Genomic DNA, 24,776 nt, shown 5'->3' on the forward strand with positions numbered 1-24,776 from the left:
TCAGCTCACTGCGTTGTGGGGCTCGGGGCCGAGGCTACAGCTACTCGGACTCGGGTGTGTCCTCGCGCGCGGCCTCGGTGGCTTCGAGCTTAGCGAGTGCGTCGCGCAACGCGGCAGCCTCGTCGGCGCCGACCTGTTCGACGAAGTGCACCAGGGCCGCTCGCCGGCTGCCGACCTCGTCGGCCTGCTGCAGTGCGTCCACCATGAGACTGGCGACGAGTTCGTCGCGGGTGTGCACGGGGGCGTAGCGGTGTGCGCGGTCGTCACGCTGCTGGACCACCAGATTCTTCTTCGCCAAGCGCTGCAGAACGGTCATCACCGTGGTGTACGCGAGTTCGCGACGCGCAGCGAGTGCTTCATGGACCTGCCGGACCGTTTGCGGTTCGTCGGCCGACCACAACTGGTCCATGACCGCTTTCTCGAGTTCACCAAGACCTGCCATCCCTCGAGTTTACGGAGCCAACGACAGGAATGCGTACTACGGGTCGTCGTAACCGGGCGGTAGCTGGTGTGGTATTGGTCATACCCCGGGCGTGACCGGCATATCTGCCGCCGCGGCGGGTAACACGTGGCGGGCGCCGATCGGGACGATCATCGGACGGCCCGACACCGGATCGTCGAGCACCTCGGCGCGCAGCCCGAAAACCTCGTGCAGCAGTTCGGCGGTGACGATCTCGCCGGGCAGGCCCTGGGCGACGATGCGCCCGGCGTGCATGACGATGAGGCGATCGCTGTAGCGGATGGCCAGATTGAGGTCGTGCAGCACCATGACCACCGTGCGCCCGAAATCGTCGTGCAGGCGGTCGACCAGGTCGAGGACCTCGAGGGAGTGAGCGAGATCCAGATAGGTGGTCGGCTCGTCGAGCAGCAGGATGTCGGTGCCCTGGGCCAGGGCCATGGAGATCCAGGCGCGTTGGCGCTGGCCGCCGGAGAGTTCGTCGAGGGTGCGTCCGGCCAGCTCGGCGATGCCGGTCCGGTGCAGGGCCGTGGCCACTTCGGTCTCGTCGTCGGCCGACCACTGCCGCAGCCAGGATTGATGCGGATGCCGGCCGCGCGCCACCAGATCCGCGACGGTCAGGCCCTCCGGCGCGACCGGGGTCTGCGGCAGCATGCCGACGACGCGGGCGATGTCCTTGGTCTTCATGGTGGAGATGGCCTTGCCGTCCAACAGGACTCGTCCCGCCCGCGGGCGCAGCAGCCGGCCCAGCGAGCGCAGCAGTGTCGACTTCCCGCAGCCGTTGGGGCCGATGACGGTGGTGATCAGGCCCGGTTCGATGTCGACGGTCAACCCGTCCACGATGACGCGGTCGCCGTAGCCGAGCGTGACGTCCTGCGCGCCGAGCCGGGGCCCGGTCGAGAGGCGTTGCTCCGCGGGCACAGTCACGGTGTCGTCAGCGAAAGTCACAGTGTCGCCTTCCGGTTGGCGCGAACGAGCAGATACAGCAGGAACGGCCCGCCCACCGCGGCGGTGACCACACCGACCGGCAGTGCGACGGGAAACACGGTGCGCGCCAGCAGATCCGCGCCCACCACGGCGATGGCCCCGATCAGCGCCGAGGCGACGACCGGCTCACCGGGGGTGCGCAGCAGCCGCCGCGCGATCTGGGGTGCGGCGAGACCGACGAAGCTGAGCGGGCCCACCGCGGCGGTCGCCAGCGCCGCGCAGCCGACCGCGGCGGCCAGCAGAATCGCCTGCTGGGTCTGGATGCGCACGCCCAGCACGCGGGTGGTGTCGGCGCCGAAACGCAAGGCGGCCAGGGTGCGTGCGGAGCCCGCCGTCACCAGCAGGGCCACCCCCAGCCCGGCCGCGGCGGGAATCAGCGTCGAGCGGTCGGCCGCGTTCAGGGAGCCGGTCAGCCACTGCTGCGCGTGCGCGGCGTCGGTGAGGGTGGCGCGGCTGAGCTGCCAGCTCACCACCGACAGCAGCGCCGCGTTGACGCCGATTCCAATGAGCACCAGGCGGAATCCCATCACCCCGGTGTCGCCGGTCGCCGTGCGACCCCAGGCCAGCAGGTAGATGAGCACGGCGGTCAGCAGCCCGCCCGCCAAGGCGGCGGCCGAAACACCCAGCGCCGCCGCGCCGGTGGCGACCCCGCCCGTCCCGACCATGACCGCGACCGCGCCCACGCTCGCGCCCGTGGTGACGCCGAGCAGATCCGGGCTGGCCAGCGGATTGTGCAGAATCGACTGCGTCACCGCGCCCGCCAATCCCAGCGCCGCCCCGACCACCACCGCGGTCAGCGCGCGCGGCAGCCGCGAATCCATGATGACGAATCGCTGTGCGCGCGTGCCGCCGCCGCCGAGCACGTCCAGCACCCGCCCGAGCGGAATCCGGACCTCCCCGACCGCGATATCGAGTGCGAACAAACCGAACAGCACGGCCGCGAGCCCGATCACGATGAGCAGCGGCCGGATTCGCAACACCGCCGAGAAACGGCCTGCCCGCAGCGGCGGTCGTACTGCTCGCAATTCGGAAGACGAGACGCCTCGGGTGGGCGGAACCGGCTGCGCGGATCGAACTGTCCGGGATGGGGTTCGAACCGGTTGCGCGGCGGAGGATTCGGCGGGCGCGAGGGGGTTTGCGGGGGAGTCGCCAAGGCTCACGGCGGCGCCGGTTCCCGGGGGAGGTGTCGGAAGAGTCACAGGGTCACCAGCTTTCGGCGGCGGACCAGCAGGATGAAGAACGGTGCGCCGAGGGCGGCGAGGGTGAAGCCCGCCTGGAGTTCGCCGGGGCGGGCGATGAGGCGGCCCGCGGTGTCGGCGACGAGCAGCACGATCGCGCCCAGCAGTCCCGAATACGGCAGCAGCCAGCGGTAATCGGGACCGGTCAGGGCGCGGGCCAGGTGCGGGACGATCAGGCCGAGGAAGGCGATCGGGCCGACGGCGGCGGTGGCCGCGCCCGCCAGCAGCACCACCGCGGCCAGTCCGATCAGGCGGCTGCGGGTGAGGTTCACGCCCAGGCCCTGTGCCACGTCGTCGCCGAGGCTCAGCAGGTTGAGGCCGGGCGCGGCGATCAGCGCGAGCACCGCGCCCGCGAGCAGGAACGGCAGGATCTGGCCGAGGGTCGAGCTGTCGTGCCCGGCCACGTCGCCGACCACCCAGAAGCGGTAGGCGTCCAGGGCCGTGTTGTCCTGCAGCACCACGATATTGGTCATGGCCTGCAAGAACGCGGTCAGCGCCGCACCCGCCAGCACCAGGCTCAGCGGACTGGCCTTGCCGCCGCCGAGCGCCGAGACGCCGAAGACGATCAGGCCCGCCAGCAGGGCGCCCGCGAAGGCGAACCAGATGTATTGGGTCGGTGCGGTGAACGCGAACAGGGAGATGCTCAGCGTCGCGAGAAAGGCCGCGCCCGCGTTGATCCCGAGTAATCCCGCGTCGGCCAGCGGGTTTCGGGTGTAGCCCTGGATCAGCGCGCCCGCCATGCCGAGGGCGAGACCGGTCAGCAGGGCGAGTCCGGTTCGCGGGAGCCGCAATTCGCGCACGATCTGGCCGGCGGTGTCGGTGGCCGGGCACGAAAGCGGCAGTCCACCAGGGCAGACCAGGGCGTCGTACACGGTGGCGAGGCTCAGCGCACGCGACCCGAGGGCGATGCTCGCGGCCACCGCGCACAGCAGCAGGACGGCGAGAACGAGAAGTCCGGACAGACGTCGCCGTCTGGTGGTGACTACGGCGGGCACGGTGACGAACTACTCCTGACGCGTTCATTGCTCAACAAGTCTGGTAAGCCTAACCTATCTTTCCGTTCTCGTTGTCCAAGCAGCTCTCGATTGCTCCATCGCCTTGGCCGAACAGTCGATGAATGAGGAGGTTCGATGCTCGAACCCGTAACCGTGTGCCCGCCGCGCGATTCCCGCCTCGCCTTCGAGCGGGCCGGCGGCCGCCTGCGCGCCCTGCAACCCGAACACCCGCGCGTCTATGCCGTCGCGGCCATGGCCGAACAGGGCAAACGGCGCTGGTGGCGGCTCGCCGACGGCATCCGTGAGGGCCGCATCGAACTCATGTACCGCCGGCACGCCGCCGAGATGAGCAATGCCGACATCGCCGCGGAAGTGGTGGCCACCGCCCTGATTCACGCGGTGGTGGGCCGGGTGATGGCCATGGTGGTGGCCGAGGGGCGAGCCTGGGATCCGGGCCTGGAGAACCTGTGGATCCACACCGACAACGACGGCGGCATCGACTGGGCGGGACTGTCGGACACCACGATTCGCGTGGTCGACGGGGACCTGCTGGCAGGGCAGGCCGGGGTGGTGGCGCTGCCGTGCGAGCCCGCGCTCTACGTGTGGCTGGCCCACCGCTGCATCCCCGCGCTCGCCCTGGTCCAGGAGGCGATGGTGCGCTGCGCCGGGCTGGGGGCGCGCCGATTCTGGTCGCTGGTGGCCGAATCCGTGGTGGGCGCGGCCACCTATGTGCCCGCGCTGGCCCGCACCTCCTCCACCGAGGGCGCGCGCCGCGGCCAGGCCATGCTGGCGGCGTTCGAGGAGCGTGGTCTGCCGGTCCGCCGGCCCTGCGCGCCGCGGTAGATCAGAGCCACCTGCGGTCGGGACCGGTAAGGGTCCCGACCGGCCGGTGCGGAAAACCAAGGCCCACAACGACACCCGCAACGTGACCCCCGCGACGACAACCACACCCCCGACAGCACCGACGTCAGTGGGGGCAGGTGGAGGCGAAGGGGTTGCCGGCGAACAGGTCCGAGACCCAGGTCAGCCAGCGATCGCCGAGCGCGGGATCGGAGTGGCCGCCGGGGACGACCTCGTCGTGCACGGGGGTGCCGAGGGTGCACATGTCGGTGACGGCGGCGTCCGACCACGCGGTGTCGACGAGTTTGTCGGCATTGCCGCGGCCGATGTAGACGGGCAGGGTGGTGGCCGTTTTCGGCAGATTGGTGCGGGATTGCAGGTCGGCGAACGGCTGGGCGGCGTCCGCGTCGACGAACCGGACCGCGTCGGGACCCGCCGCGGCCGCGACGGCGACCTGGTCGGGCGTCACCTCGCCGGTGCACGCGGATTCCAGGGCCGGGGCGATATCGAGAAGTTTGCCGTGCAGGACCTGGTCGTCGCGGTAGCCGGGATCGTTGTAGCGCACCGCCGCAACGACATACGGCAGGACCAGATACTGATCGGGTGCGTTGAGCGGGACGAGAGTGCCCGCGGAATCGAGGAATCGCAACTCCAGGGCGGGGGACAGCAGCACCGCGCCGTGGATCTTCAGTTCCGGCGCATAGGCTTTCGCGGTCTCCGCGGCCGATTCCGCGGCCCGGCCGCCCTGGGACACGCCGACCAGGACGGTGTCGCCGGCCAGCGGCAGACCGGCGGCGTGCGCGGCCCGCACCGAGTCCAGCACGTCGTACCCGGACGACGGCGTATCCAGATACGGTGCGTCACCGGGTCCGTCGAGGCCCTGGTAGTTGGTCATCACCACCGCGCGCTGCCCCGCCAGCAGCGCCTCCACCGCGGGCGCGGACCCGAACAGCGTGGGCGAGTTGGTGGGCGCGCACTTGTTCGCCACCCCCGAGGTGCCGTGCGCGAAGGCGACCACCGGCCAGCCGCCCGCGGGCGCGTCGCCCTTGGGCAGGAACACCGCGCCCGACACCTCGATCGGCTTGCCCGCCGGGGACGTCGACTCGTAGCGGACATAGGTGGCCGAGGCGGCGGCCCCCGCCAGTCCCGAATCCAGGTGTTCGAGTGGCCGTTTCGACAGCAGCGCGCCGGGCGCGGCGGGCGCGGCGGCCGGCTCGTCGGCGGTGCCGCAGGCCGCCAGCAGGGCGACCGCCAGGATCGGGAGGGCAATTCGTGCTCGCACGCTCTGCTCCTTCGGACGAGTTCGGCGCCACGGTGGCCTGTCCGATTATCCGTGGCGGCGGCGACCGGCGGGACGGTGTCGGTCTCCCGGCGGCGAGTCGCGTCCGCGCCGGCCGGTTTCCGGGATCAGGCGTCCCGCTCGCGGGCCGCCGCGTCGATCGCCACCGCGCGCAGGGTCTCGGCGACCCGGGCGACCGGATCGGCCAGCGGACCCGGCAGCCGGGCCAGCAGCAGACGGCGCTGCTCGACCGGGCCGCCGCGCACCGGCAGGACCCGGACACCCGGCGGACACGCCGGGGCGAGGCTCGCCGGAATCGTGGTGAGACCGCAACCGGCCGCGACCAGATTCAGCTTGGCCAGCCAGTCACGCACGGTGTGGGCGATGTGCGGCCGCTCGTCGAGGCCGGGCCAGACGCCCATCGAACGATCGTCGCCGGGACCGGCGATCCACGCCTGCCCGCGCAGGTCGGCGACATCGAGATGATCGGCGCGGGCGAGCGGATGATCGGCCGGAACCGCCACGCGCAGACCACGTTCGGTAAGTACCTGCACCTGAAGCGCGGGCGTCTCGGCGTCGAGGGGGCGGTAGGGCGGCGCCGAGGCGACCAGCGCCAGATCCAGGGTGCCGGCCCGCAGCGCCCGGATCAGCGCGGGCGTACTGCCCTCGCGGCCGACGACCGTGATGCCGGGATGCGTACCCCGCAGGCGCGTGAACGCCGCCGGGACGATCGCGGCGCCGGCGCTGGCGAACCAGCCCAGCCGCACTGTGGCCCGCTCGTCGGGCAGTCCGGCCAATTCCCTTGCGGTGGCGTCGATCTGGTCGATCACGGCGGCGGCGCGGCGCGCCACGATCCGCCCGGCCGGAGTGAGCCGCACCCCGTCGTGCCGGCGCTGCACCAGCGGTGTCCCCGCAGCCCGTTCCAGGGCGGCCAGCTGGCGTGAGACCGCGGACTGCGTGCACCCGAGCGCGGTGGCCGCCGCGGTGAGCGTGCCCCGCTCGGCCACTTCGCGAAACACTCGCAGCGCCGTCAGCGACGCGTCACCGAAGGTCATGAGTTCCCGGGTGCGCTCAGCCGGGCGACCGCGTCGGTGAGGGTGGCGAGGCGAATCGCGGGCTGCGGCAGGATCAATCCGTCCCAGCCGGGTCCGCCGACGTAGACGTGCGCGCCCGCCTCGGCGCAGGCGCGCACGGCGGAGCTCAGGGCGGTGGCCTCCTGCTGCGACCAGAGCACCACCGTCGCGGTGCCCCGATCCCGGGCGAGGGTGTCGGCCAGCGCCGTCGCGGGCACGTCCGCGCCGAGCATCTGCGCGCCGGTGCCGTGCTCGGCGAGGGCGGCGCGCAGCACTTCCAGCGGCAGCGAATGGGTTTCACCGCTGGTGCAGGCGAGCACCAGGGGCGCGCCGGCGCGGACCGGCAGCGGCGGGGTGGTGCGATGCAGGGTCGAGATGATGCACCACGACAGCAGATGCTCCACGTCGACGCAGCCGTCGCCGTCGAGCTGGCGGGCCACGATGCGCGCGAAAGCCGGGCGGCACAAGCGATCCCAGGTCGCGATGATGCCGTAGATGCGGACGTGATGGGCGAGCAGATCGCACACTGCGGGCGTGTCGAGCGCGAACGCGGCCGCCAGCAAGGCGTCCTCGTCGCCGAGCGAGACCGCGGGCCCGCGCGCCGCGGCCGCCGCGCCCGCCGGGCTGGCGCCCGCCGCGATCAATTCGAGCATCCGGCCCAGCACGGCGATATCGGCCTCGGTGTAGAGCCGATGCAGTCCGGGCCGATCCTGGCGCGGGCCGATGCCGTAGCGGCGGTTCCAGCTGCGCAGGGTGGCGGTGGGGATGCCGAGCCGATCGGCCACCGCGCGGACCGGATAGCCGGCCTGCCGCGGGGTGGGCGTAGGGCGTGCGGACATGACCTGATTGTGCCTGATCCGCGCGTCCGCGCCCGCCCGGGCGACGCGGCGTTCCGAACACCGGCCTGCCACAAGGCATTCTGGGAGAAAGTTTCCAGAATTCGCGCCGCGCGGTGGTGAGGCCCTGCATACTCTCCAATCAACACGAGTTGATTGGACACGACAATGGTGACGCGGCGCGATGTTGCGCAGCTGGCGGGCACGTCGGCGGCCATGGTGAGCTACGTGCTCAACGACGGTCCGCGGGGAGTGGCGCCGGCGACCCGGGCGCGGATTCTCGCGGCCATCGAGGAGCTCGGCTACCGGCCGAACGCGGTGGCGCGCTCGTTGAAGACGGCCCGGACGATGACGCTGGGGCTGGTGGTGCCCGACAACTCGAACCCCTTCTTCGCCGAACTGGCCAGGACCGTCGAGGATGTCGCCTTCGAGGCGGGGTACGCGCTGCTGCTGGGCAATGCCATGGGCGACGACGCCCGCGAGGCCACCTACATTCGCACCCTCATCGACCGTCAGGTCGACGGGCTCATCGTGGCTCCCGCGCACGGGGCCGGGAGCTGGATCGCCGAACTGGCCGGCACCACCATGCCGCGGCTGATCCTCGATCGCGAACTCGACTTGCCGGGCGCGACACACGTGCTCGCCGACAACGAGGACGGCGCGTACCTGGCCACCGCGCATCTGCTCGCGCACGGGCACACCCGCATCGGGTGCCTGGCCGGGCTCGACGGCATCCAGCCCACCGTGGAGCGGGTGGCCGGCTGGCGGCGCGCACTGCGGGAAGCCGGCCACGATCCGGCGCGAAACCTGCTGGTGCACACGGCCTTCGGGCGCGCCGACGGCTACCGCGCGGGCCGCGCCCTGCTGGCCGGGCCGCAGCGGCCCGAGGCGCTGTTCGTCACCAGCGACGAGCAGGCCCTCGGGGTGCTGCGCGCCGCCGCCGAACTGGGGCTGGACGTGCCCGGCGACATCGCCATCTGCGCCTTCGACGGGATCGAGGGCGGCGCCTACACGGTGCCCGCGCTCACCACCATGCGCCAGCCCTTCGAACTGCTGGGCCGCTCGGCCGTGGAGTGGCTGCTGGCCAAGATCGCCGACCGGGAGCTCGCGCCCTCCCGCATCGTGCACGCGACCACCCTGGTCACCCGCGGGTCGTGCGGCTGCCCCGACCCGCTCGGCGGTGATTCGGCCATCGAGGCCGGCCGGGCCTGAACCCGGCCGCCGCGACCGATGTCACCGGACCCCTACGCGCGCAATCGTTTCCGCTATTCGAGAAGAGGTACCCCCATGCGGATCAGGACAGTACTCGCCGCGACATTCGCGACGGTGACGGCGGCGGCCGCGCTCGCCGCCTGCGGCCAGGAGCAGACGACCTCGGCGCCGACGCCGGGCGCGGGCGGCAAGCCCGCCGTCTGCCTGATCATGAAATCCCTGGCCAACGAGTACTTCCAGCAGATGCAGACCGGCGCCAAGGCGCACGTCGATCAGCTCGGCACCCTCGAGCTGCGGGCCGCGGGCATTCAGAACGAGACCGATGTCGACGGCCAGATCGCGCTGGTCGACAAGTGCATCACCCAGCAGGTGCAGGCCATCGTCATCGCGCCCGCGGACTCCAAGGCGCTGGTGCAGTCGGTGGTCAAGGCCAGCAAGGCCGGCATCAAGGTCGTCAATATCGATGTGGCGCTGGATCCCGACGCGCTGAAGTCGGCCGGGGTGGACGTGCCGCTGGTCGGCCCGGACAATCGCGCCGGGGCCGCGCAGGTCGGCGACGTGCTGGCCAAGTCGGTCGGGGCGGGCGGCAAAGTCGTGATCCTGGAGGGCAATCCGGGCGCCGACAACGCGCTGCAGCGCAAGAACGGCTTCAACGACACCATCGCGGCCGCGCAGCTGAGCCTGCTCGACTCCAAGACCGCGCACTGGGAAACCGACGAGGCGTACACCGTCTTCGGCAACATGCTCACCTCGCATCCGGACATCCAGGGCGTGATGGCGTCCAACGACTCGATGGCGCTGGGCGCGATCAAGGTCATCCAGGAGCGCAAGGCCGCGGTGAAAGTGGTGACCATCGACAACATTCCGGCCATCAAGCCCTATCTGCAGGGCGGCCCGGTGCTGGCCACCCTCGACCAGTTCGGCTCCGAACAGGCCGCCGACGGCATCGACGTGGCCATGAAACTCCTCGGCGGCCAAACGGTCACCGGCTGGCAGAAGACCCGGATGACCGTCGTGACTGCCGGGTCCTGACGGCTCCGAACACCCCGGGGCGCGGCGCTTCCGCCCGCCGCGCTCCGGCGTGCCCCTCGATCTGTACGGAAGTATCGAATGAACCCCGAAACCGAATCCGGTGCGCTGCTTCGGGTCACCGGCCTGAGCAAGCGCTACCCGGGTGTGCACGCCCTCGACGGTGTCGATCTCACCGTCGCGCCCGGTGAGATCCACGTCCTCATCGGCGAGAACGGCGCGGGCAAATCCACCCTCGTGAAATGCCTTGCGGGCGTGGAACAACCGGATGCCGGGCGCATGGAGCTGGGCGGCGCCGAGCATCGGCCCGCCGGGGCCGCCGACGGGCTGCGCGCCGGCATCCGGGTGGTGCATCAGGAACTGGCGCTGCTGCCCGCGCTGACCGTGGCCGAAAACCTTTTCCTGCAACGGATGCCGCGCCGCTTCGGGGTGGTCGATCGCCGCGACATGCGCCGGCGCGCGGAAGTTCTGCTCGAGCGCGTCGGTCTCGACGTGTCCCCGGATCTGCCGGTGGGGCGGCTGGGCATCGCGCAGATGCAGCTGGTCGAAATCGCCAAGGCGCTCTCGGCCGAATGCCGCCTGCTGATCATGGACGAACCCACCGCGACGCTGACCCCGCGCGAGACCGCCACCCTGTTCCGGGTGATGCGTCAGCTCAAGGCGGAGGGCGTGTCGACCATCTTCATCTCGCATCACCTCGACGAGATCTTCGAGATCGGTGACCGAGTCACGGTGTTGCGCAACGGAACCAGCGTCGCGGCCCGCGTGGTGGCCGAGCTGACCGTGCCCGAGCTGGTCCGGATGATGGTCGGCCGGGACCTGACCGCCGAATACCCGCCCGTGATCGCCAATCCGCCCGGGCGCGAACTGCTGCGGGTCAGCGATCTCGCGGTCACCACGCAGACCCCGCCGCTGTCGCTGTCGGTGTCCGCGGGCGAGGTGGTGGGCATCGCCGGGCTGGTCGGGTCCGGCCGCACCGAGGCGATGCGGGCCATCTTCGGCGCCGACCGGCCCGCCGGCGGCACGGTCACCGTGGACGGGGTGGACGCGCGCATTCGCAGCCCCCGCGACGCGGTGCGCCGGGGCATCAGCTTCCTGACCGAGGACCGCAAGGCCCAGGGGCTGGTGCTGGATCTGTCGATCGCGGCGAATCTCAGCCTGGCGGGCCTGGATCGGGTCAGCGGGGCCGGGCTGCTGCGGCGCGCCGCCGAAATCGACAGTGCCCGTGCGCTGTCGGAGAAGCTGCGCATCAAATCCAGTGGCCCCGAACAACTCGTGCGCTCGCTGTCGGGCGGCAATCAGCAGAAGGTGGTGCTGGGCCGCTGGCTGGCCGTCGACGCCGACCTGCTCATCGTGGACGAACCCACCCGCGGCATCGACGTCGGCGCCCGCTACGAGATCCATCAGCTGCTGCGGGAGCTGGCCGCGGCCGGCAAGGGCGTGCTGGTGGTCTCCTCGGATCTGCCCGAACTGCTCGGCATCTGCGATCGCATCCTGGTCTTCTCGGCGGGCCGGATCGCCGGTGAGGTGCCCCGCGATGCCTTCGACGCCGAGCACATCCTCAATCTCGCCTACTCCGGCTATCTGAAGAACGGCAGTGCAGCATGACATCCATCAGTGTGGCGCGCGCGAATACGCGTGCGGGACAGACGCTGAGCCAGGTGCTCGGCGAGGCGGGCATCGGGGTGGCGCTGCTGGCGCTGGCCGGGTTCTTCCTCGTCGCCGCACCGCATTTCGCCACCACCGGCAATGTCCGCGACATCATGACCCAGATCACCCTCAACACCATTCTCGCGGTGGGGATGACCTTCGTGATCCTGGTCGGCGGCATCGATCTGTCGGTGGGTTCGGTCATCGCGCTGTGCGCGGTGGTGGCGGGCAAGGCCATGGAGAACGGCGGGTCCTCGGCGATTCCGCTGGCGGTCGCCCTCAGTCTCGCCATCGGCGCGGCGTGCGGGCTGGTCAGCGGGTTCGTCACCGAACGCTGGCGGGTGCCGTCGTTCATCGTGACCCTCGGCATGCTGTATGTGGCGCGCGGCGCGGCCGAGCAGTACACCGGGGCCCGCACCATCTACAGCCTGCCGCGGGCGCTCACCAGTTTCGGCACCGCCACCGTCGCCGGGGTGCCCGCGGTGTTCGCGGTGGCGCTGCTGATCGTGGCCGTGGCCTGGTTCGTGTTGTCGCGCACCGTGTTCGGCCGCCTCGTCTACGCCACCGGCAACAACGAGGAGGCGGTGCGGCTGTCGGGGCATCGGACCGGTCTGATCAAGGTCGTGTGCTTCGTCATCGGCGGATCGTGCGTGGGGATCGCGGCGGTGGTGTACATGGCCCGCCTGGGCGTCGCCAGCCCGATTCTGGGGCAGGGGTACGAGCTCAACGCGATCGCGGCGGTGGTGATCGGGGGCGCCAGCCTGTCCGGCGGCCGCGGCTCGGTGATCGGCACCCTGCTGGGGGCGTGCCTGCTGGGCGTGCTCACCAACGGCCTGCTGCTGATGGGCGTCTCGGACTTCCAGCGCATGATCGTGACCGGCGCCGTCATCATCGTCGCGGTGATCCTGGACGCCTACCGCAAGCGGTTGATGACCCGGCTCGCCGCCGGCGGCTGAACCGATGCATCGATAGTGAATCGAAAAGTCCGATAGGCTGTCGGTATGACCGCCTCTATCGTGCTGTTCACCCGGGACCTGCGCGTGCACGACAATCCGGCGCTCGACGCGGCCTGCCGGGAGGCCGACGCGGTGGTGCCGCTGTTCGTGTTCGACGACGAGCTGCTGGCCAGGGTGGCCGAGGCGCCCAACCGGATCCGGTTTCTGCTGGCCGCGCTCACCGAGCTCGACGGCGAACTGCGTGCCCGCGGCGGACGGCTGGTGGTGCGGCGCGGCCAGGTCGCCGAGGAGGTGGCGCGGCTGGCCGCGGAGGTGCACGCCCGCGAGGTGCACCTGGCCGAGGAGGTCACCGGCTACGGCCTCCGCCGGGATGCGCGCATTCGGGAGCGGCTGGCCCGGATCGGCTGTGCCGTGCACACGCATCCGGGTTCGCTGACCGCGGTGGCGGCCTCGGCCCTGCGCCCGGATACCGGTCGCGACCACTACGCGGTGTTCGGTCCGTATTTCCGGCGCTGGCTCGATACCCCGATGCGCAAGCCGCTGCCCGCCCCCGACGCGATCGTGGTGCCGTCCGTCGCGCACGAGTCGATCCCGGATCCCGACACCCTCGCGAGCGGCGAGGGATCGCCGGATCTGGCGGTCGGCGGGGAGACGACGGGGCGAAAGCTGCTGGAGCACTGGCTGTCCGGGCCGGTGCGCAGCTACGCGGACCTCAAGGACCTGCCCGCCGCGGACGCCACCTCCGGTCTGTCGCCGTACCTGCATTTCGGGTGCGTCTCAGCGGCCGAGGTCGCCTTCCGCACCGACGCCTCGGATCCGGGCGGGCACGCGTTCATCCGGCAGGTGGCGTGGCGGGACTTCTACCATCAGGTGCTGGCGGCCGATCCCGGTGTGGCGGTGCGGGATTACCGCACGCCCTGGGAGCCGTGGCGTTCGGATCCGCAGGCGGTGGCCGCCTGGTGTGCCGGGCGTACCGGCTATCCGATGGTCGACGCCGGCATGCGGCAGTTGCTCGCGCAGGGCATCATGCCCGGGCGGGCCCGATTGATCGCGGCCAGCTTCCTGGTCAAGACGCTGCGCGTGGATTGGCGCGTCGGCGCACGGCATTTCGAACGCTGGCTGGTCGACGCCGACGTCGCCAACAACCGAATGAACTGGCAGTGGATGGCCGGGACGGGCACCGACACCCGCTCGAGCCGGGTGCTCAATCCGCTGCGGCAAGCCGACCGGTTCGATCCCGACGGCGATTACGCGCGCCGGTGGCTGCCCGAACTGGCGGCACTGCCCGGCGCGGAGATCCACCGGCCCTGGCGGGCGGGCGTTTTCGGCTCCGACTACCCGCCGCCGATCGTCGAGTTCAACGGCATGTGAGGACGTGCGGGCCGCGACACCGGTGGCGGCCCGGGGGTCACCGCGTGCCTGTCGGGGTACGTCCGAGGACGTGCCGCAGTGCCGAATCGAGGTCGGCGTAACGGAATTGGTGGCCGTCCGCCTCGAGCCGTTTCGGCAGGACGCGCTGGCTGGCGGCGGCCAGTTCGTCCACTCCTTCGCGCCCCAGCAGTAGTGCCGGACCGAAGCGCGGCACCGGCAGCACCGCGGGCCGGTGCAGCACCCGGGCCAGGGTGCGGGTGTATTCGAGATTCCGGACCGGTTGCGGCGCAACGGCATTGATCGGACCCATCAGATCTCGATCCCACAGCGCCCGGTGATAGACGTCGACCAGATCGTCGATGCCGATCCAGGGCAGCCACTGTCGCCCGTCGCCGATCCGGCCGCCCAGACCGGCGGCGAACAGCGGACGCAGCAGCCGCAGCGTGCCGCCTTGCGGCGATTGCACGATACCGGTGCGCACCCGCACCACCCGGGTGCCGGTTTCGGCCGCGGGGGCGGTGGCGGCCTCCCAGCGCTCGACCACGTCGGCCAGGAATCCGTCGCCGCGCGAACTGTTCTCGTCGAGCACCTCGTCGCCCCGGTCGGCCCCGTAGTAGCCCACGGCCGAGGCGCTCACGAACACCGCGACACCCGCGGTCGCGGCGAGTTCGGCGAGCTTGCGGGTCGGCTCGACGCGGCTGTCGAGAATGGCCTGCTTGTGCGCGGCGGTGAAGCGTCCGGCGATGGACTCGCCTGCCAGATGGACGACGGCGTCGACGCCGTCGAGCAGATCGGGGGCGGGGGAGCGCGGATCCCATTGCCGCTCCAGGGCATTGGCCGGCGGGTGCCGGACCAGGCGCACGACGCGGTGCCCGCCGGTGCTCAGGAACGCCGACAGTGCGGAGCCGACCAGACCGGAAGCGCCGGTGACCGCGATGGTGATGGGTGCGAATCCGTGTGCGGCCGCGCGGGAATGGGCCGCCAGGTCCCCGGCGAGCTGCCGGTACCGGTAGTCGAACATCGGCCGCAGCACGGCTTCGGGAATCGGGGTGTCCACCCGGTCGGCGACGCGCGTGTGCTCACCGTCGACCGCCTCGAAACTGTGCTCGTGCCGCCACCTGAGCAGCTGGCCCACCGGCAGGGAGGTCAGGTCGTCGACGGCGATCTCGTCGACGAAGCGGTGCGGCGGCTCGAACCCCTCCGCGCGATGCTGCGCCACCCAGCGCAATCCGCCCGGCAGGCGCAGCACCGCCTTCCCGGTCGCGAGCGAGGCGGCTTCGGACTGGATGCCGACCGGCTGCCACGGCGGGGCGAGCCGGCGGAACGCGCCGGGCCGGCCGAACCATTCGAACACTTCCGCCAGCGGGGCGGGGACGACACTCGAACATTCGATGCCCATGTCCCGACTGTAGTCAGCTTGTCGACCGTGTGCATCGGTTGTGCATCACTCGACGCGTGTCTGATCCACCACAGTGCTCGGCCACCGGAGGCGTCGCGACGACGCTCTTGCCTTGTTAGGTAAGCCTGACCTACAGTAGTGCTCGGCGTCAGGGCCGAGCGTAGATCCGGAGGGCTGCCGTGATCCCCGGCCCACTGCCGCGGCGGGCTTCCCCGAACAGGGGGAGCCCGCCGCTTCGTATCGCGATCCCGCATGCGAACGTGGAGCCATGAGCGACGACTTCTCCTCGATCAAATCGCTGGCCGACCTCACCCCCGAACTGATGAACAAGATCAGCGAAGGCACGTTCACCGACCTGCTCGGGCTGAAGTTCACCGAGTTGAGCGGTGAAGGCGTGACCGCCGAATGGGTGGTCACCCCGCAGCAGTTCCAGCCCGCCGGCATCGTCAACGGCGGCGTCTACTGCACCGTCATCGAAACCCTCGCCAGCGTGGCGGCGGGCGCGTGGCTGGGTGAGCGCGGCAGTGTGGTAGGGGTCAACAACAACACCGACTTCCTGCGCGCGGTGCGCGAGGGCAAGCTCACCGGCGTCTCCACCCCGATCCACCGCGGCCGCTCCCAGCAGCTGTGGGTCGTGGTGATCACCGACGAGCAGGGCCGCACCGTGGCGCGCGGTCAGGTCCGGTTGCAGAACCTGTACCCGCAGAACTGAACTCGCGGCCCGTTCCAGCGAAACATGCTGGTAACGCCGGTCGTGCCAGAATGACCGACGATCCTTTCCGCGATTGCCCGAGGAGCCCGAATGCGACTGTCGCCGCACGAGCAGGAGCGCCTGCTGCTGAGTTACGCGGCCGAACTGGCCCGGCGGCGACAGGCCCGTGGACTCAAGCTCAATCATCCCGAGGCGATCGCGATCATCACCGATCACGTGCTCGAGGGGGCGCGCGACGGGCGCACCGTCGCGGAGCTGATGGCGTCGGGCCGGACCGTGCTCACCCGTGACGATGTCATGGACGGCATCCCGGAGATGATCCACGACGTCCAGATCGAGGCCACCTTCCCGGACGGCACCAAGCTCGTCACCGTCCACCACCCGATCGGATGACCATGATCCCTGGCGAATATCTGTGTGCCGAAGGCACGATCACCCTGAACGAGGGCGCGGACCGCATCGAACTGGAGGTGGTCAACACCGGTGACCGGCCCGTGCAGGTCGGTTCGCACGTGCATTTCCCGCAGGCCAACTCCGCCCTCGACTTCGATCGCACGGCCGCCCACGGTCGCCGCCTCGACATTCCCGCCGGCACCTCGGTGCGCTTCGAACCCGGTCTGGGGCAGCGGGTCTCGCTGGTTCCGCTGGGCGGCACCCGCGAGGTGTACGGCATCAGCCTGAACGCCCCCGGCCCCTTGGGCGGCACGCTATGAGCGAACTGAGTCGCGCCCGCTACGCCCAGCTGTTCGGCCCGACCGTCGGTGATCGAATCCGGCTCGCCGACACCGACCTGCTCATCGAGATCACCGAGGATCGTTGCGGCGGACCGGGTCTCGCCGGTGACGAGGCCGTCTTCGGCGGCGGCAAGGTGCTGCGCGAATCCATGGGGCAGGCCCGCGCCACCCGCGCCGAGGGCACCCCCGACACCGTCATCACCGGCGTGGTGATCGTCGACTACTGGGGAATCATCAAGGCCGACATCGGTATTCGCGACGGCCGCATCAGCGCCATCGGCAAGGCCGGCAATCCCGACACCATGAACGGGGTGCATCCGGATCTGGTGGTCGGGCCCTCGACCGAGATCATCGCCGGCAACGGCCGCATCGTGACCGCGGGCGCGATCGACTGCCACGTGCACTTCATCTGCCCGCAGCTGCTCGACGAGGCCATGGCCGGCGGCATCACCACCCTCGTCGGCGGCGGCACCGGACCGGCCGAGGGCTCCAAGGCCACCACCGTCACGCCCGGCTCCTGGCATCTGGCCCGCATGCTGGAGGCCACCGACGCGTGGCCGGTGAACATCCTGCTGCTGGGCAAGGGCAACACCGTGCGCGAGGACGCGCTGTGGGAGCAATTGCGCGGCGGCGCGGGCGGTTTCAAACTGCACGAGGACTGGGGCACCACCCCGGCGGCCATCGATCACTGTCTGAATGTCGCCGACGCCTCGGGGGTGCAGGTGGCGCTGCACTCGGACACCTTGAACGAGGCCGGATTCGTGGAGGACACCCTCGCGGCCATTCGCGGCCGGGCCATTCACTCGTATCACACCGAGGGCGCGGGCGGCGGGCACGCGCCCGACATCATCACCGTCGCCTCGTATCTCAATGTGCTGCCCAGTTCCACCAATCCGACCCGGCCGCACACCGTCAACACCCTCGACGAGCATCTGGACATGCTCATGGTGTGCCATCACCTGAGCCCGTCCATTCCGGAGGATCTGGCCTTCGCCGAGAGCCGGATTCGCCCGTCCACCATCGCGGCCGAGGATCTGCTGCACGATCTGGGCGCGATCTCCATGATCGGCTCCGACGCCCAGGCCATGGGCCGCATCGGCGAGGTGGTCATGCGCACCTGGCAGACCGCCCACGTCATGAAGCGCCGCCGCGGCGCGCTGCCCGGCGACGGCGCGGCCGACAACAATCGCGTGCGGCGCTATGTCGCGAAATACACCATCTGCCCGGCGGTCACCAACGGCATCGACCACGAGGTCGGTTCGATCGAGGTCGGCAAGCTGGCCGATCTGGTGCTGTGGGAACCGGCCTTCTTCGGTGTGCGCCCGCACGCGGTCCTCAAGGGCGGCACCATCGCCTGGGCCGCCATGGGCGACGCCAACGCCTCCATCCCCACCCCGCAACCGGTGCTGCCGCGCCCCATGTTCGGGGCGTCCCCGAGCGTGACGGCCGGTACCTCGCTGCACTTCGTGTCCGAGCAGGCCATCGACGACGGTCTCGCCGACCGGTTGCGGGTGAACCGGAAACTGGTGCCGGTGGCCAATGTTCGCCGCCGCACCAAGGCCGATCTGCCCAACAACGACGCCATGCCCCGTATCGAGGTCGATCCGGACACTTTCACCGTCCGCATCGACGGTGAAGTCTGGGCCGAACAACCCGCTACCGAACTGCCGATGGCCCAGCGCTACTTCCTGTTCTGAGCGCGAGGCCCCGGGAGTGTGAAAAATCTCGGGGCGCGCGCAATCCTGGGCGAGTGCCGGATGCGGTGGCAGACTGCGGGTATGACGAGTGCCGAGTGGGCCGAAGTTGATCGCTATCTCGTGGAAACCCTGGTGGGGGACGGGGATTCGGAGACCTTCCGGGCGAACGCGGCGGCGGGGCTGCCGCCGATCGACGTCTCGCCGCCGCAGGGCAAGTTCCTGTATCTGATCGCGAAGTCGGTGCGGGCGCGGCGCGTGCTCGAGGTCGGCACGCTGGGCGGATACAGCACCACCTGGCTGGCGCGGGCGGTCGGCAAATCCGGTCAGGTGGTGACGTTGGAGTACGAGCCCAGGCACGCACAGGTCGCGCGCGCGAATCTGGAACGGGCCGGGGTGGCCGAGCGGGTCGAGGTCCGGGTCGGGGCCGCGCTGGATTCGCTGCCGGTACTGGCCGAGGAGAATCCGGAACCGTTCGATCTGGTGTTCATCGACGCCGACAAGGTCAACAACTCCAACTATGTGCGATGGGCGTTGCGGCTGACCCGGCCCGGCTCGGTGATCCTGGTCGACAATGTGGTCCGCAACGGTCGTATCGCGGACGCGAATTCGCGCGATGCCGCGGTGCGGGCCAGCCGGGAGGTCATCGAATTGATCAGGGACGAGCCGCGACTGGACGGCACCGTCCTGCAGACCGTCGGCTCCAAGGGCTGGGACGGGCTGGCGTATGCGATCGTGCTGGGTGAGGACGACTGAGCTCACCGCTGCGCCGCGCCGGGATCGGCGGCCAATTCCTCCCAGTAGTCCACGTACGCCTGCTCGTGCATGATGCCCAGCCGCAGCACCCGGGCGCGTGAGACCGCGCGGACGCTGTCGTCCGGATCGATCTCGTCGTAGAGCGTGCGATACAGATCCCGCCACCGCCGGTGCTCGGCAGCCTGATTGCGGGCCAGCGCCACCACGTCGCCGGGCGCGCCCAGATCGGCGAAGAACAGTTTCAACTGGGCCGGATCCCGCGTCTCCGGCGGCGGCGAGGTCGGATCGCCCAGCCAGCGCACGAGTTCGGCGTGCCCGGCCTCGGTGAGATGGAAGACGCGGCGGCGGCGTCCGCCCTCCTCGGCCTCCTCCCGCAACAGCCCCTGCTCGGCCAGCCGCGGCGGGACGCGATAGAGCTGCGCGTGCGGGATGGGCCAGAACTTGTCGACGCTCTCCTCCAACCGGACCTTGAGGTCGTAGGGGGTGAGCGGTCCGTGCCGGGCGATGAGTCCCAGCACGATGTGGTCCTGCGGCCCGTATTCGGCCATGCGGCAATCCCTTCCCTTGACACCGTCTCACTGAGACTATACCTTCATGTCATATAGACGGTATCAATGAGACTATGGAGTTGACGTGCGTGCGTACGCCATCGAACTGTTCGACCGCTGGACCGCGATGTGGGACGGTGACCTCGCCCTGGCCGAGCAGATCATGGCCCCCGAATTCACCCTCCGTTACGCCCAGCCGGGCGCGGATCTCTACGACGACATTCACGATCCCGCCACGTTCGCGGCCGCGATCGACAAGTTCCGCACCGAGCGGCCCGGCCTGCGGTTCTCCACACAGGGGCAGCCGGTCGTCGAAATGACCGCTGCCCGAACCGGAATCGTCGCCCGCCCGTACGGGGCCCGGGTCGTCGACGCGACCGGCGCCGTGGTGCGCGATATCAGCGGCACCGACATCCTGAGGTTCGAGGACGGGCGGATCGTCGAGGTGTGGTCGGTGTCCGGCGGCCTCGCCGGGCGCAGCTTCTACGCTTAGCCCATGTCCACCCGTCGCGCCGCGTCCGCCCGCAAAGCCCCGCCGATCCCCGAGAACTGCCCGTGCGGGCTGCCCGCGGCGTATGTCGACTGCTGCGGGCGGCTGCATCGGGGCGAGGTGACGGCGGGGACGGCCGAACAGGTCATGCGCTCGCGGTTCAGTGCGTTCGCGGTGCGCGACGAGGCGTATCTGCTGCGCAGCTGGGACCCCGAAACCCGGCCCGCCGACGTGGATTTCGATCCGGCGATGCGCTGGGAGCGGCTCGAGATCCTGGGTACGACCGGGGGCGGGATGTTCCACACCGAGGGCACGGTGGAGTTCCGTGCCCACTATCGGGTCCGGGGTGCGGCGGGAGAACTGCACGAGCGCAGCCGCTTTCGCCGTGATCGGGGCGCGTGGGTGTATCTCGACGGGGAGATCGAGCCCTGACCGTTCGATCGGGACCGCTCAGCCGACGTCCATGATCGCGAAGGCCGCGCCCGCCGGATCGGCCAGCACCGCCAGCCGCGACGGGCCGGGATTGTCGTGCGGCTCTTCGATGATCGTGCCGCCCAGCTCGACCGCGCGCTCGGCGACGGCGTCCGCGCCCGCGACCCGCACGACCAGCGACCAGAACGGGGCCGGCTCGCCCGGTGCGGCGCGATGCGCGCCACCGAATTCGCCCGCGCCGGGCGCGGACAGGGCCTGATAGGGGTTCTCGGTCGCGGTCTCCCACGCGGCATTGCCGTAGGTCAGTCCCAAGACCGCGGCGTAGTGGGCCATCGCGTCGGCCGGGGTGCGCGCGGCCGCGTACTGGACCCACATCGGATTGTTCACCTGTGCCCAGCGTTCGGTGCCGGGATCGGTGAACGGCCGCGCGACACCGTAGGGCGCGCCGTCCGGATCGGTGAGAATCGCGAACTCCAAGCGCCCGGACACGTCCGTGGGCGGCACGAACACCTGCCCGCCCGCCGCGACGGCGGCGGCCACGGTCGCCTGCGTGTCGGCGACCGTGAAGTACGGCAGCCAGAGCGCGGGTTTGACGCTGCCGTCCGGGCTCTCGGCCGAGACGATGCCCGCGACCTGGGCGCCGTCCTGACACAGCAGGGTGTAGTGGCCGGCCTCGGGGCCGAGATCGGTTGCGGTCCAGCCGAACAGGGCCGTATAGAACTCGGCGGCGGCGGGAATGTCAGGGGCGGTGACGTCGAACCAGCGGGGTGTGCCGGGAATGGGGTCGGCGGGCATATCGTCTCCTCGTCCAGATCAGTCGATGCGCGCAGGCGCGGACGACCCGAGTACGCAGTCTCCGCGAATGTGCAGACGATGCCGCGCGGGCGAATTCATCGGTGCCGGGCGGCGCGGGCCTCGAAGCCGTCGCACAGTGCGGCGAGCCCGGATTCGAGCAGATGCTCCGGATTCAACAGGGAGGAATCCCCGGAGCCCTCGAGGGCCGCCAGCGGGGCGGGCGCCGGCCAGCGCGGATCGCCCTCGAGCAGCGCGGTCAGGCCGGAACGCTCCTCGCCATGGCTGTCGCGGCCCGGCAGCAGCCGCGCGCTCACCTCCTGCAGCGCGACCCCGGCGATATAGCTCCACACCGACAGCGACATGCGGGTGGCGGCGCGGGCGTCGACGCCGAGTTCGGTGAAACCCTCGACCAGCCAGCTCAAGACGATCAGGCTGTGCTCGCCGAAGTTGTAGCGCGGCACCGCGAAGGTGAACAGCACCCACGGATGTTCCTGGTAGAGCCGCCAATCCACCTCGGCCGCGATGCGCACGCGGTCACGCCAGTTCCAGTCGCGGCCCGCGGGATCGGGGTAGGGGTTGCGCCGCGAGACCTCGTCGGTCATGGCGGCCAGCAGGGTGTCCTTGTTGGGGATGTGCCGGTAGAGCGACATGGCCCCGGCGTTCATGCGTTCGGCGATGCGCCGCATGGACAGGGCATCGAGTCCGGACTCGTCGGCCAGGGCGATCGCGGTGTCGACAATGGCGGCCCGGGTGAGCTTGGCCTCGGTCATCGGACGAATTCTTTTCCTTCCCGCACCGGTATGCGTACACTGTACCCGTTGTGTCGCGTACGCCGTACGCGCACATTTTTTCCAAGAGCCACACTCAGCCTCGAATCAGCCGAAGGATAGGTCATGACGAGTACCCTCGCGCGTCCCGACGCGAAGACACCGCGCCGCGCCTGGGCCGGACTGGCCGTGCTGCTGCTGCCGGTCCTGCTGGTGTCGATGGACATGTCGGTGCTGTATCTGGCCATGCCGACCCTGACCCAGAGCCTGGATCCCTCAGCCACACAGCAGCTTTGGATCCTCGACATCTACGGGTTCATGATCGCGGGCCTGCTCATCACCATGGGCAATCTCGGCGACCGCATCGGACGCCGCAACATTCTGCTGGCCGGGGCCACCGTATTCGGCATCGCCTCGGTGCTGGCGGCGTTCGCGCCCAGCGCGGGCGTGCTGATCGCGGCGCGCGCCCTGATGGGCGTCGGCGGGGCGACACTGCTGCCGTCGAGCCTGGCGCTGATCTCGACACTGTTCCCCGACGATCGGGCCCGCGCCACCGCCATCGGCGTGTGGACGGCGTTCTTCGCGGGCGGGTCCGCGGTCGGGCCGATCATCGGCGGCGTGCTGCTGCACCACTACTGGTGGGGTTCGGTGTTCCTGATCAATACCCCGGTGCTGCTGGTGCTGCTGGTCTTCGGGCCGCTGCTGCTGCCGGAGCACCGCGCGGCCGGGCGCGGACCGCTGGACTGGGTGAGCGTGCTGCTGTCCATCGGCGGCATCCTGCCCATCGTGTACGCCGTCAAGCATTGCGCCACCGAGGGATTCGACCTGCCGTCGATCGGCATCGGAATCGTCGGCGTGCTGCTGCTGATCGCTTTCGTGCGCCGGCAGACGCAGCTGACCGAACCGCTGCTGGATCTGAGCCTGTTCCGGCGCGGGCTGTTCTCGGTGGCCATCGGCTCGAGCACGGTCGGCATGCTGGCGCTGGCCGGCATGAGCTACCTGACCAGCATGTATCTGCAGTCGGTGACCGGACGCGACGCGCTGGCGTCGGCGCTGCTGGGGATTCCCGGGGCCGTGGTGGTGTTCGTGTTCTCCATGAGCGGCGCGCGCATCGGCCGGAAACTGGGCACCAAGGCCACCTTCGTGTTCGCGCTGAGCATGGCGGCGCTGGGCAACCTGATGCTGCTCGGGGTCGGGGTGGACGGCGGAATCGGCTGGTACATCGCCGGTTCGGTGGTGGCGGGCGTCGGTTTCGGCATCGCGTTCACGCTGGTGTCGGAGGTGGCGGTGTCGTCGGTGCCGGCCGAGCGAGCCGGGTCGGCGGTCGGCATCTCCGAGACCAGCTTCGAACTGGGCAACGGTCTGGGGCTGTCACTGCTGGGATCGCTGGCGGCCTTGGTCTTCCGCAGCGGCGGCGACTTCGCGCCGACCCTGGGCGAGACGCTGACCGACTCCGGCGGCAATGCCGAACTGGTGCGCTCGGCCCGCGAATCCTTCGTCACCGGTATGCATGTCGCGACCACCACCGGCGCGGTCCTGCTGGCCGGCATGGCCGCCGTCGCGTTCTTCAGCGGCCGCACTTCGGCGTCGAGATCCGGTTACGCTCGGAAGCGTGGCTGAGCAGGACGCTTCCAACGACAGCGGAGCCAATGGCCGTCCCCTGGCGGAACGCGTGGCGACCCGGATCTTCTATCCGACCTCGCGTCCACGCGAGAAAGCCTTGCACGAGGCCGTTTCCGGCGCCGTCATACTGGTGACCGGGGCCTCGCACGGCATCGGGAAAGCCGCGGCGAAGAAGCTGGGCGCGGCGGGGGCGACCATGCTGCTGGTGGCGCGCTCGCGGGAGGACCTGGACGCAGTCGCGGAGGAGATCCGCGCGGCGGGCGGGGTCGCGCACGTATACGCCTCGGACATCACCGATTTCGATGCCGTCGCCGAACTCGGGCAGGGGTTGCTGGCCGAGCACGGGCGGGTGGATGTGGTAGTCAACAACGCCGGGCATTCGATTCGCCGGCCGATCGACGAATCCTACGATCGTTTCCACGATTTCACCCGCACCATGGACGTCAACTATCTCGGGCCGGTGCGGCTGCTGCTGACTTTGCTGCCGGGCATGCGCGAACGCGGCAGCGGGCATATCGTCAACATCTCCACCTGGGGGCTGCGGATGCCGCCCGCGCCGCGCTGGTCGGCTTATGGTGCGTCCAAGGGCGCGTTCGATATCTGGCTGCGCACCGTGGCGACGGAGATCGCCGCGGACGGGGTCACGACGACCTCGGTGTACATGCCACTGGTGCACACGCGCATGAGCGCGCCCACCGATTTCTCCGGCGTCCCCGGGCTCACCGCCGACGAGGCCGCCGATCTCATCTGTCACGCGGTGGTGGCGCGGCCCCTCGAGATCTCCCCGTGGTGGACCGGTCCGGTGCAGGCGTTCGCGGATCTGCGGCGTGGCGCCGCGCAACGGTTCATGGAGCGCGGATTGGGCCGTCGCTGACCGCGATTCGGTTCCGCTCGCTCGGCAGA

At 70.4% G+C, this 24,776-nt stretch carries 26 protein-coding genes; 15 read left to right on the forward strand and 11 right to left on the reverse strand.

Annotated features, from left to right (window positions below):
• Positions 1–40: 40 nt before the first annotated feature.
• The 4 genes from D7D52_RS08235 to D7D52_RS08250 form a co-directional block, all read right to left on the reverse strand.
• Positions 41–442, reverse strand: coding sequence for a BlaI/MecI/CopY family transcriptional regulator (locus tag D7D52_RS08235; protein ID WP_120735779.1), 402 nt, complete (start codon positions 440–442; stop codon positions 41–43).
• Between the two features lie 78 nt (positions 443–520).
• A complete protein-coding gene (locus D7D52_RS08240) occupies positions 521–1,405 on the reverse strand; it encodes an ABC transporter ATP-binding protein (RefSeq protein WP_425464617.1) in 885 nt (294 codons plus the stop codon).
• Complete coding sequence (locus D7D52_RS08245) at positions 1,402–2,469, reverse strand: FecCD family ABC transporter permease (RefSeq protein WP_120735780.1); 1,068 nt, start codon at positions 2,467–2,469, stop codon at positions 1,402–1,404. Before D7D52_RS08245 ends, D7D52_RS08240 begins: the two co-directional genes overlap by 4 nt.
• Before the next feature lie 170 nt (positions 2,470–2,639).
• Positions 2,640–3,677, reverse strand: a complete 1,038-nt coding sequence (locus D7D52_RS08250; RefSeq protein ID WP_120735781.1) for a FecCD family ABC transporter permease — start codon at positions 3,675–3,677, stop codon at positions 2,640–2,642.
• Positions 3,678–3,812: 135 nt separating this feature from the next.
• On the opposite strand from D7D52_RS08250, the gene D7D52_RS08255 reads away from it, so the two are divergent.
• Positions 3,813–4,520 (forward strand): hypothetical protein, encoded by a 708-nt coding sequence (locus D7D52_RS08255; RefSeq protein WP_120735782.1) that lies wholly within the window; start codon positions 3,813–3,815, stop codon positions 4,518–4,520.
• Between the two features lie 124 nt (positions 4,521–4,644).
• Here D7D52_RS08255 and D7D52_RS08260 read toward each other — a convergent pair whose 3' ends face one another.
• The 3 genes from D7D52_RS08260 to D7D52_RS08270 all read right to left on the reverse strand — a co-directional run bounded on the left by D7D52_RS08260 (position 4,645) and on the right by D7D52_RS08270 (position 7,708).
• Entirely contained in the window at positions 4,645–5,799 is a 1,155-nt protein-coding gene (locus D7D52_RS08260) for a lipase family protein (RefSeq protein WP_120735783.1), read from the reverse strand.
• A 125-nt stretch (positions 5,800–5,924) separates the two neighbouring features.
• Entirely contained in the window at positions 5,925–6,851 is a 927-nt protein-coding gene (locus tag D7D52_RS08265; RefSeq protein WP_120735784.1) for a LysR family transcriptional regulator, read from the reverse strand.
• A complete protein-coding gene (locus D7D52_RS08270) occupies positions 6,848–7,708 on the reverse strand; it encodes a MerR family transcriptional regulator (RefSeq protein WP_120743918.1) in 861 nt (286 codons plus the stop codon). Before D7D52_RS08270 ends, D7D52_RS08265 begins: the two co-directional genes overlap by 4 nt.
• A gap of 165 nt (positions 7,709–7,873) precedes the next feature.
• Here D7D52_RS08270 and D7D52_RS08275 point away from each other — a divergent pair, with 165 nt between their 5' ends.
• From D7D52_RS08275 to D7D52_RS08295, 5 genes are all read left to right on the forward strand, one after another.
• Entirely contained in the window at positions 7,874–8,917 is a 1,044-nt protein-coding gene (locus D7D52_RS08275; protein ID WP_120735785.1) for a LacI family DNA-binding transcriptional regulator, read from the forward strand.
• A gap of 75 nt (positions 8,918–8,992) precedes the next feature.
• Positions 8,993–9,949 (forward strand): sugar ABC transporter substrate-binding protein, encoded by a 957-nt coding sequence (locus D7D52_RS08280; RefSeq protein WP_120735786.1) that lies wholly within the window; start codon positions 8,993–8,995, stop codon positions 9,947–9,949.
• A 78-nt stretch (positions 9,950–10,027) separates the two neighbouring features.
• Positions 10,028–11,554 carry a sugar ABC transporter ATP-binding protein gene (locus tag D7D52_RS08285; protein ID WP_120735787.1) on the forward strand — a complete coding sequence of 509 codons (1,527 nt, stop codon included), beginning with the start codon at positions 10,028–10,030 and terminating at the stop codon, positions 11,552–11,554.
• Positions 11,551–12,552, forward strand: coding sequence for an ABC transporter permease (locus tag D7D52_RS08290; protein ID WP_120735788.1), 1,002 nt, complete (start codon positions 11,551–11,553; stop codon positions 12,550–12,552). Before D7D52_RS08285 ends, D7D52_RS08290 begins: the two co-directional genes overlap by 4 nt.
• Positions 12,553–12,597: 45 nt before the next feature.
• A complete protein-coding gene (locus D7D52_RS08295; protein ID WP_120735789.1) occupies positions 12,598–13,923 on the forward strand; it encodes a cryptochrome/photolyase family protein in 1,326 nt (441 codons plus the stop codon).
• Between the two features lie 37 nt (positions 13,924–13,960).
• Here D7D52_RS08295 and D7D52_RS08300 read toward each other — a convergent pair whose 3' ends face one another.
• Complete coding sequence (locus D7D52_RS08300) at positions 13,961–15,322, reverse strand: TIGR01777 family oxidoreductase (protein WP_120735790.1); 1,362 nt, start codon at positions 15,320–15,322, stop codon at positions 13,961–13,963.
• Positions 15,323–15,590: 268 nt separating this feature from the next.
• Here D7D52_RS08300 and D7D52_RS08305 point away from each other — a divergent pair, with 268 nt between their 5' ends.
• From D7D52_RS08305 to D7D52_RS08325, 5 genes are all read left to right on the forward strand, one after another.
• Positions 15,591–16,034 (forward strand): PaaI family thioesterase, encoded by a 444-nt coding sequence (locus D7D52_RS08305; protein ID WP_120735791.1) that lies wholly within the window; start codon positions 15,591–15,593, stop codon positions 16,032–16,034.
• A 90-nt stretch (positions 16,035–16,124) separates the two neighbouring features.
• Positions 16,125–16,427, forward strand: a complete 303-nt coding sequence (locus D7D52_RS08310; RefSeq protein WP_120735792.1) for an urease subunit gamma — start codon at positions 16,125–16,127, stop codon at positions 16,425–16,427.
• A 2-nt stretch (positions 16,428–16,429) separates the two neighbouring features.
• Positions 16,430–16,747, forward strand: a complete 318-nt coding sequence (locus D7D52_RS08315) for an urease subunit beta (RefSeq protein ID WP_120735793.1) — start codon at positions 16,430–16,432, stop codon at positions 16,745–16,747.
• Positions 16,744–18,465, forward strand: a complete 1,722-nt coding sequence (locus tag D7D52_RS08320; RefSeq protein WP_120735794.1) for an urease subunit alpha — start codon at positions 16,744–16,746, stop codon at positions 18,463–18,465. The genes D7D52_RS08315 and D7D52_RS08320 overlap by 4 nt, the downstream gene beginning before the upstream one ends.
• 81 nt (positions 18,466–18,546) lie before the next feature.
• The gene (locus D7D52_RS08325; RefSeq protein ID WP_120735795.1) at positions 18,547–19,218 is read left to right on the forward strand and encodes an O-methyltransferase; all 672 of its coding nucleotides are present in this window, start codon (positions 18,547–18,549) and stop codon (positions 19,216–19,218) included.
• A gap of 2 nt (positions 19,219–19,220) precedes the next feature.
• Here the strand turns inward: D7D52_RS08325 and D7D52_RS08330 are convergent, their stop codons facing one another.
• Entirely contained in the window at positions 19,221–19,766 is a 546-nt protein-coding gene (locus D7D52_RS08330; RefSeq protein WP_120735796.1) for a PadR family transcriptional regulator, read from the reverse strand.
• Positions 19,767–19,851: 85 nt separating this feature from the next.
• On the opposite strand from D7D52_RS08330, the gene D7D52_RS08335 reads away from it, so the two are divergent.
• Entirely contained in the window at positions 19,852–20,259 is a 408-nt protein-coding gene (locus D7D52_RS08335; protein ID WP_222932798.1) for a nuclear transport factor 2 family protein, read from the forward strand.
• A gap of 3 nt (positions 20,260–20,262) precedes the next feature.
• On the forward strand, positions 20,263–20,688 hold the full coding sequence (locus D7D52_RS08340; protein WP_120735797.1) for a YchJ family protein: 426 nt from the start codon (positions 20,263–20,265) through the stop codon (positions 20,686–20,688).
• 18 nt (positions 20,689–20,706) lie between these two features.
• On the opposite strand, the gene D7D52_RS08345 is transcribed toward D7D52_RS08340, so the two are convergent.
• Both D7D52_RS08345 and D7D52_RS08350 read right to left on the reverse strand, forming a co-directional pair.
• On the reverse strand, positions 20,707–21,483 hold the full coding sequence (locus D7D52_RS08345; protein WP_120735798.1) for a VOC family protein: 777 nt from the start codon (positions 21,481–21,483) through the stop codon (positions 20,707–20,709).
• A 95-nt stretch (positions 21,484–21,578) separates the two neighbouring features.
• Positions 21,579–22,253, reverse strand: coding sequence for a TetR/AcrR family transcriptional regulator (locus D7D52_RS08350; RefSeq protein ID WP_120735799.1), 675 nt, complete (start codon positions 22,251–22,253; stop codon positions 21,579–21,581).
• Positions 22,254–22,376: 123 nt separating this feature from the next.
• Here D7D52_RS08350 and D7D52_RS08355 point away from each other — a divergent pair, with 123 nt between their 5' ends.
• Both D7D52_RS08355 and D7D52_RS08360 read left to right on the forward strand, forming a co-directional pair.
• Complete coding sequence (locus D7D52_RS08355) at positions 22,377–23,870, forward strand: MFS transporter (RefSeq protein WP_120735800.1); 1,494 nt, start codon at positions 22,377–22,379, stop codon at positions 23,868–23,870.
• The gene (locus D7D52_RS08360; protein ID WP_246023692.1) at positions 23,863–24,747 is read left to right on the forward strand and encodes an SDR family NAD(P)-dependent oxidoreductase; all 885 of its coding nucleotides are present in this window, start codon (positions 23,863–23,865) and stop codon (positions 24,745–24,747) included. Before D7D52_RS08355 ends, D7D52_RS08360 begins: the two co-directional genes overlap by 8 nt.
• Positions 24,748–24,776 lie beyond the last annotated feature (29 nt).

The organism is Nocardia yunnanensis (assembly GCF_003626895.1).
In the GTDB taxonomy this organism is placed as follows: domain Bacteria; phylum Actinomycetota; class Actinomycetes; order Mycobacteriales; family Mycobacteriaceae; genus Nocardia; species Nocardia yunnanensis.

Coding starts and splice junctions, on each gene's coding strand:
- D7D52_RS08340 (WP_120735797.1), top strand. CDS start 20,263: ATGTCCACCCGTCGCGCCGCGTCCGCCCGCAAAGCCCCGCCGATCCCC.
- D7D52_RS08300 (WP_120735790.1), bottom strand. CDS start 15,322: ATGGGCATCGAATGTTCGAGTGTCGTCCCCGCCCCGCTGGCGGAAGTG.
- D7D52_RS08295 (WP_120735789.1), top strand. CDS start 12,598: ATGACCGCCTCTATCGTGCTGTTCACCCGGGACCTGCGCGTGCACGAC.
- D7D52_RS08315 (WP_120735793.1), top strand. CDS start 16,430: ATGATCCCTGGCGAATATCTGTGTGCCGAAGGCACGATCACCCTGAAC.
- D7D52_RS08265 (WP_120735784.1), bottom strand. CDS start 6,851: ATGACCTTCGGTGACGCGTCGCTGACGGCGCTGCGAGTGTTTCGCGAA.
- D7D52_RS08350 (WP_120735799.1), bottom strand. CDS start 22,253: ATGACCGAGGCCAAGCTCACCCGGGCCGCCATTGTCGACACCGCGATC.
- D7D52_RS08285 (WP_120735787.1), top strand. CDS start 10,028: ATGAACCCCGAAACCGAATCCGGTGCGCTGCTTCGGGTCACCGGCCTG.
- D7D52_RS08275 (WP_120735785.1), top strand. CDS start 7,874: ATGGTGACGCGGCGCGATGTTGCGCAGCTGGCGGGCACGTCGGCGGCC.
- D7D52_RS08345 (WP_120735798.1), bottom strand. CDS start 21,483: ATGCCCGCCGACCCCATTCCCGGCACACCCCGCTGGTTCGACGTCACC.
- D7D52_RS08255 (WP_120735782.1), top strand. CDS start 3,813: ATGCTCGAACCCGTAACCGTGTGCCCGCCGCGCGATTCCCGCCTCGCC.
- D7D52_RS08305 (WP_120735791.1), top strand. CDS start 15,591: ATGAGCGACGACTTCTCCTCGATCAAATCGCTGGCCGACCTCACCCCC.
- D7D52_RS08320 (WP_120735794.1), top strand. CDS start 16,744: ATGAGCGAACTGAGTCGCGCCCGCTACGCCCAGCTGTTCGGCCCGACC.
- D7D52_RS08310 (WP_120735792.1), top strand. CDS start 16,125: ATGCGACTGTCGCCGCACGAGCAGGAGCGCCTGCTGCTGAGTTACGCG.
- D7D52_RS08290 (WP_120735788.1), top strand. CDS start 11,551: ATGACATCCATCAGTGTGGCGCGCGCGAATACGCGTGCGGGACAGACG.
- D7D52_RS08325 (WP_120735795.1), top strand. CDS start 18,547: ATGACGAGTGCCGAGTGGGCCGAAGTTGATCGCTATCTCGTGGAAACC.
- D7D52_RS08270 (WP_120743918.1), bottom strand. CDS start 7,708: ATGTCCGCACGCCCTACGCCCACCCCGCGGCAGGCCGGCTATCCGGTC.
- D7D52_RS08330 (WP_120735796.1), bottom strand. CDS start 19,766: ATGGCCGAATACGGGCCGCAGGACCACATCGTGCTGGGACTCATCGCC.
- D7D52_RS08355 (WP_120735800.1), top strand. CDS start 22,377: ATGACGAGTACCCTCGCGCGTCCCGACGCGAAGACACCGCGCCGCGCC.
- D7D52_RS08235 (WP_120735779.1), bottom strand. CDS start 442: ATGGCAGGTCTTGGTGAACTCGAGAAAGCGGTCATGGACCAGTTGTGG.
- D7D52_RS08280 (WP_120735786.1), top strand. CDS start 8,993: ATGCGGATCAGGACAGTACTCGCCGCGACATTCGCGACGGTGACGGCG.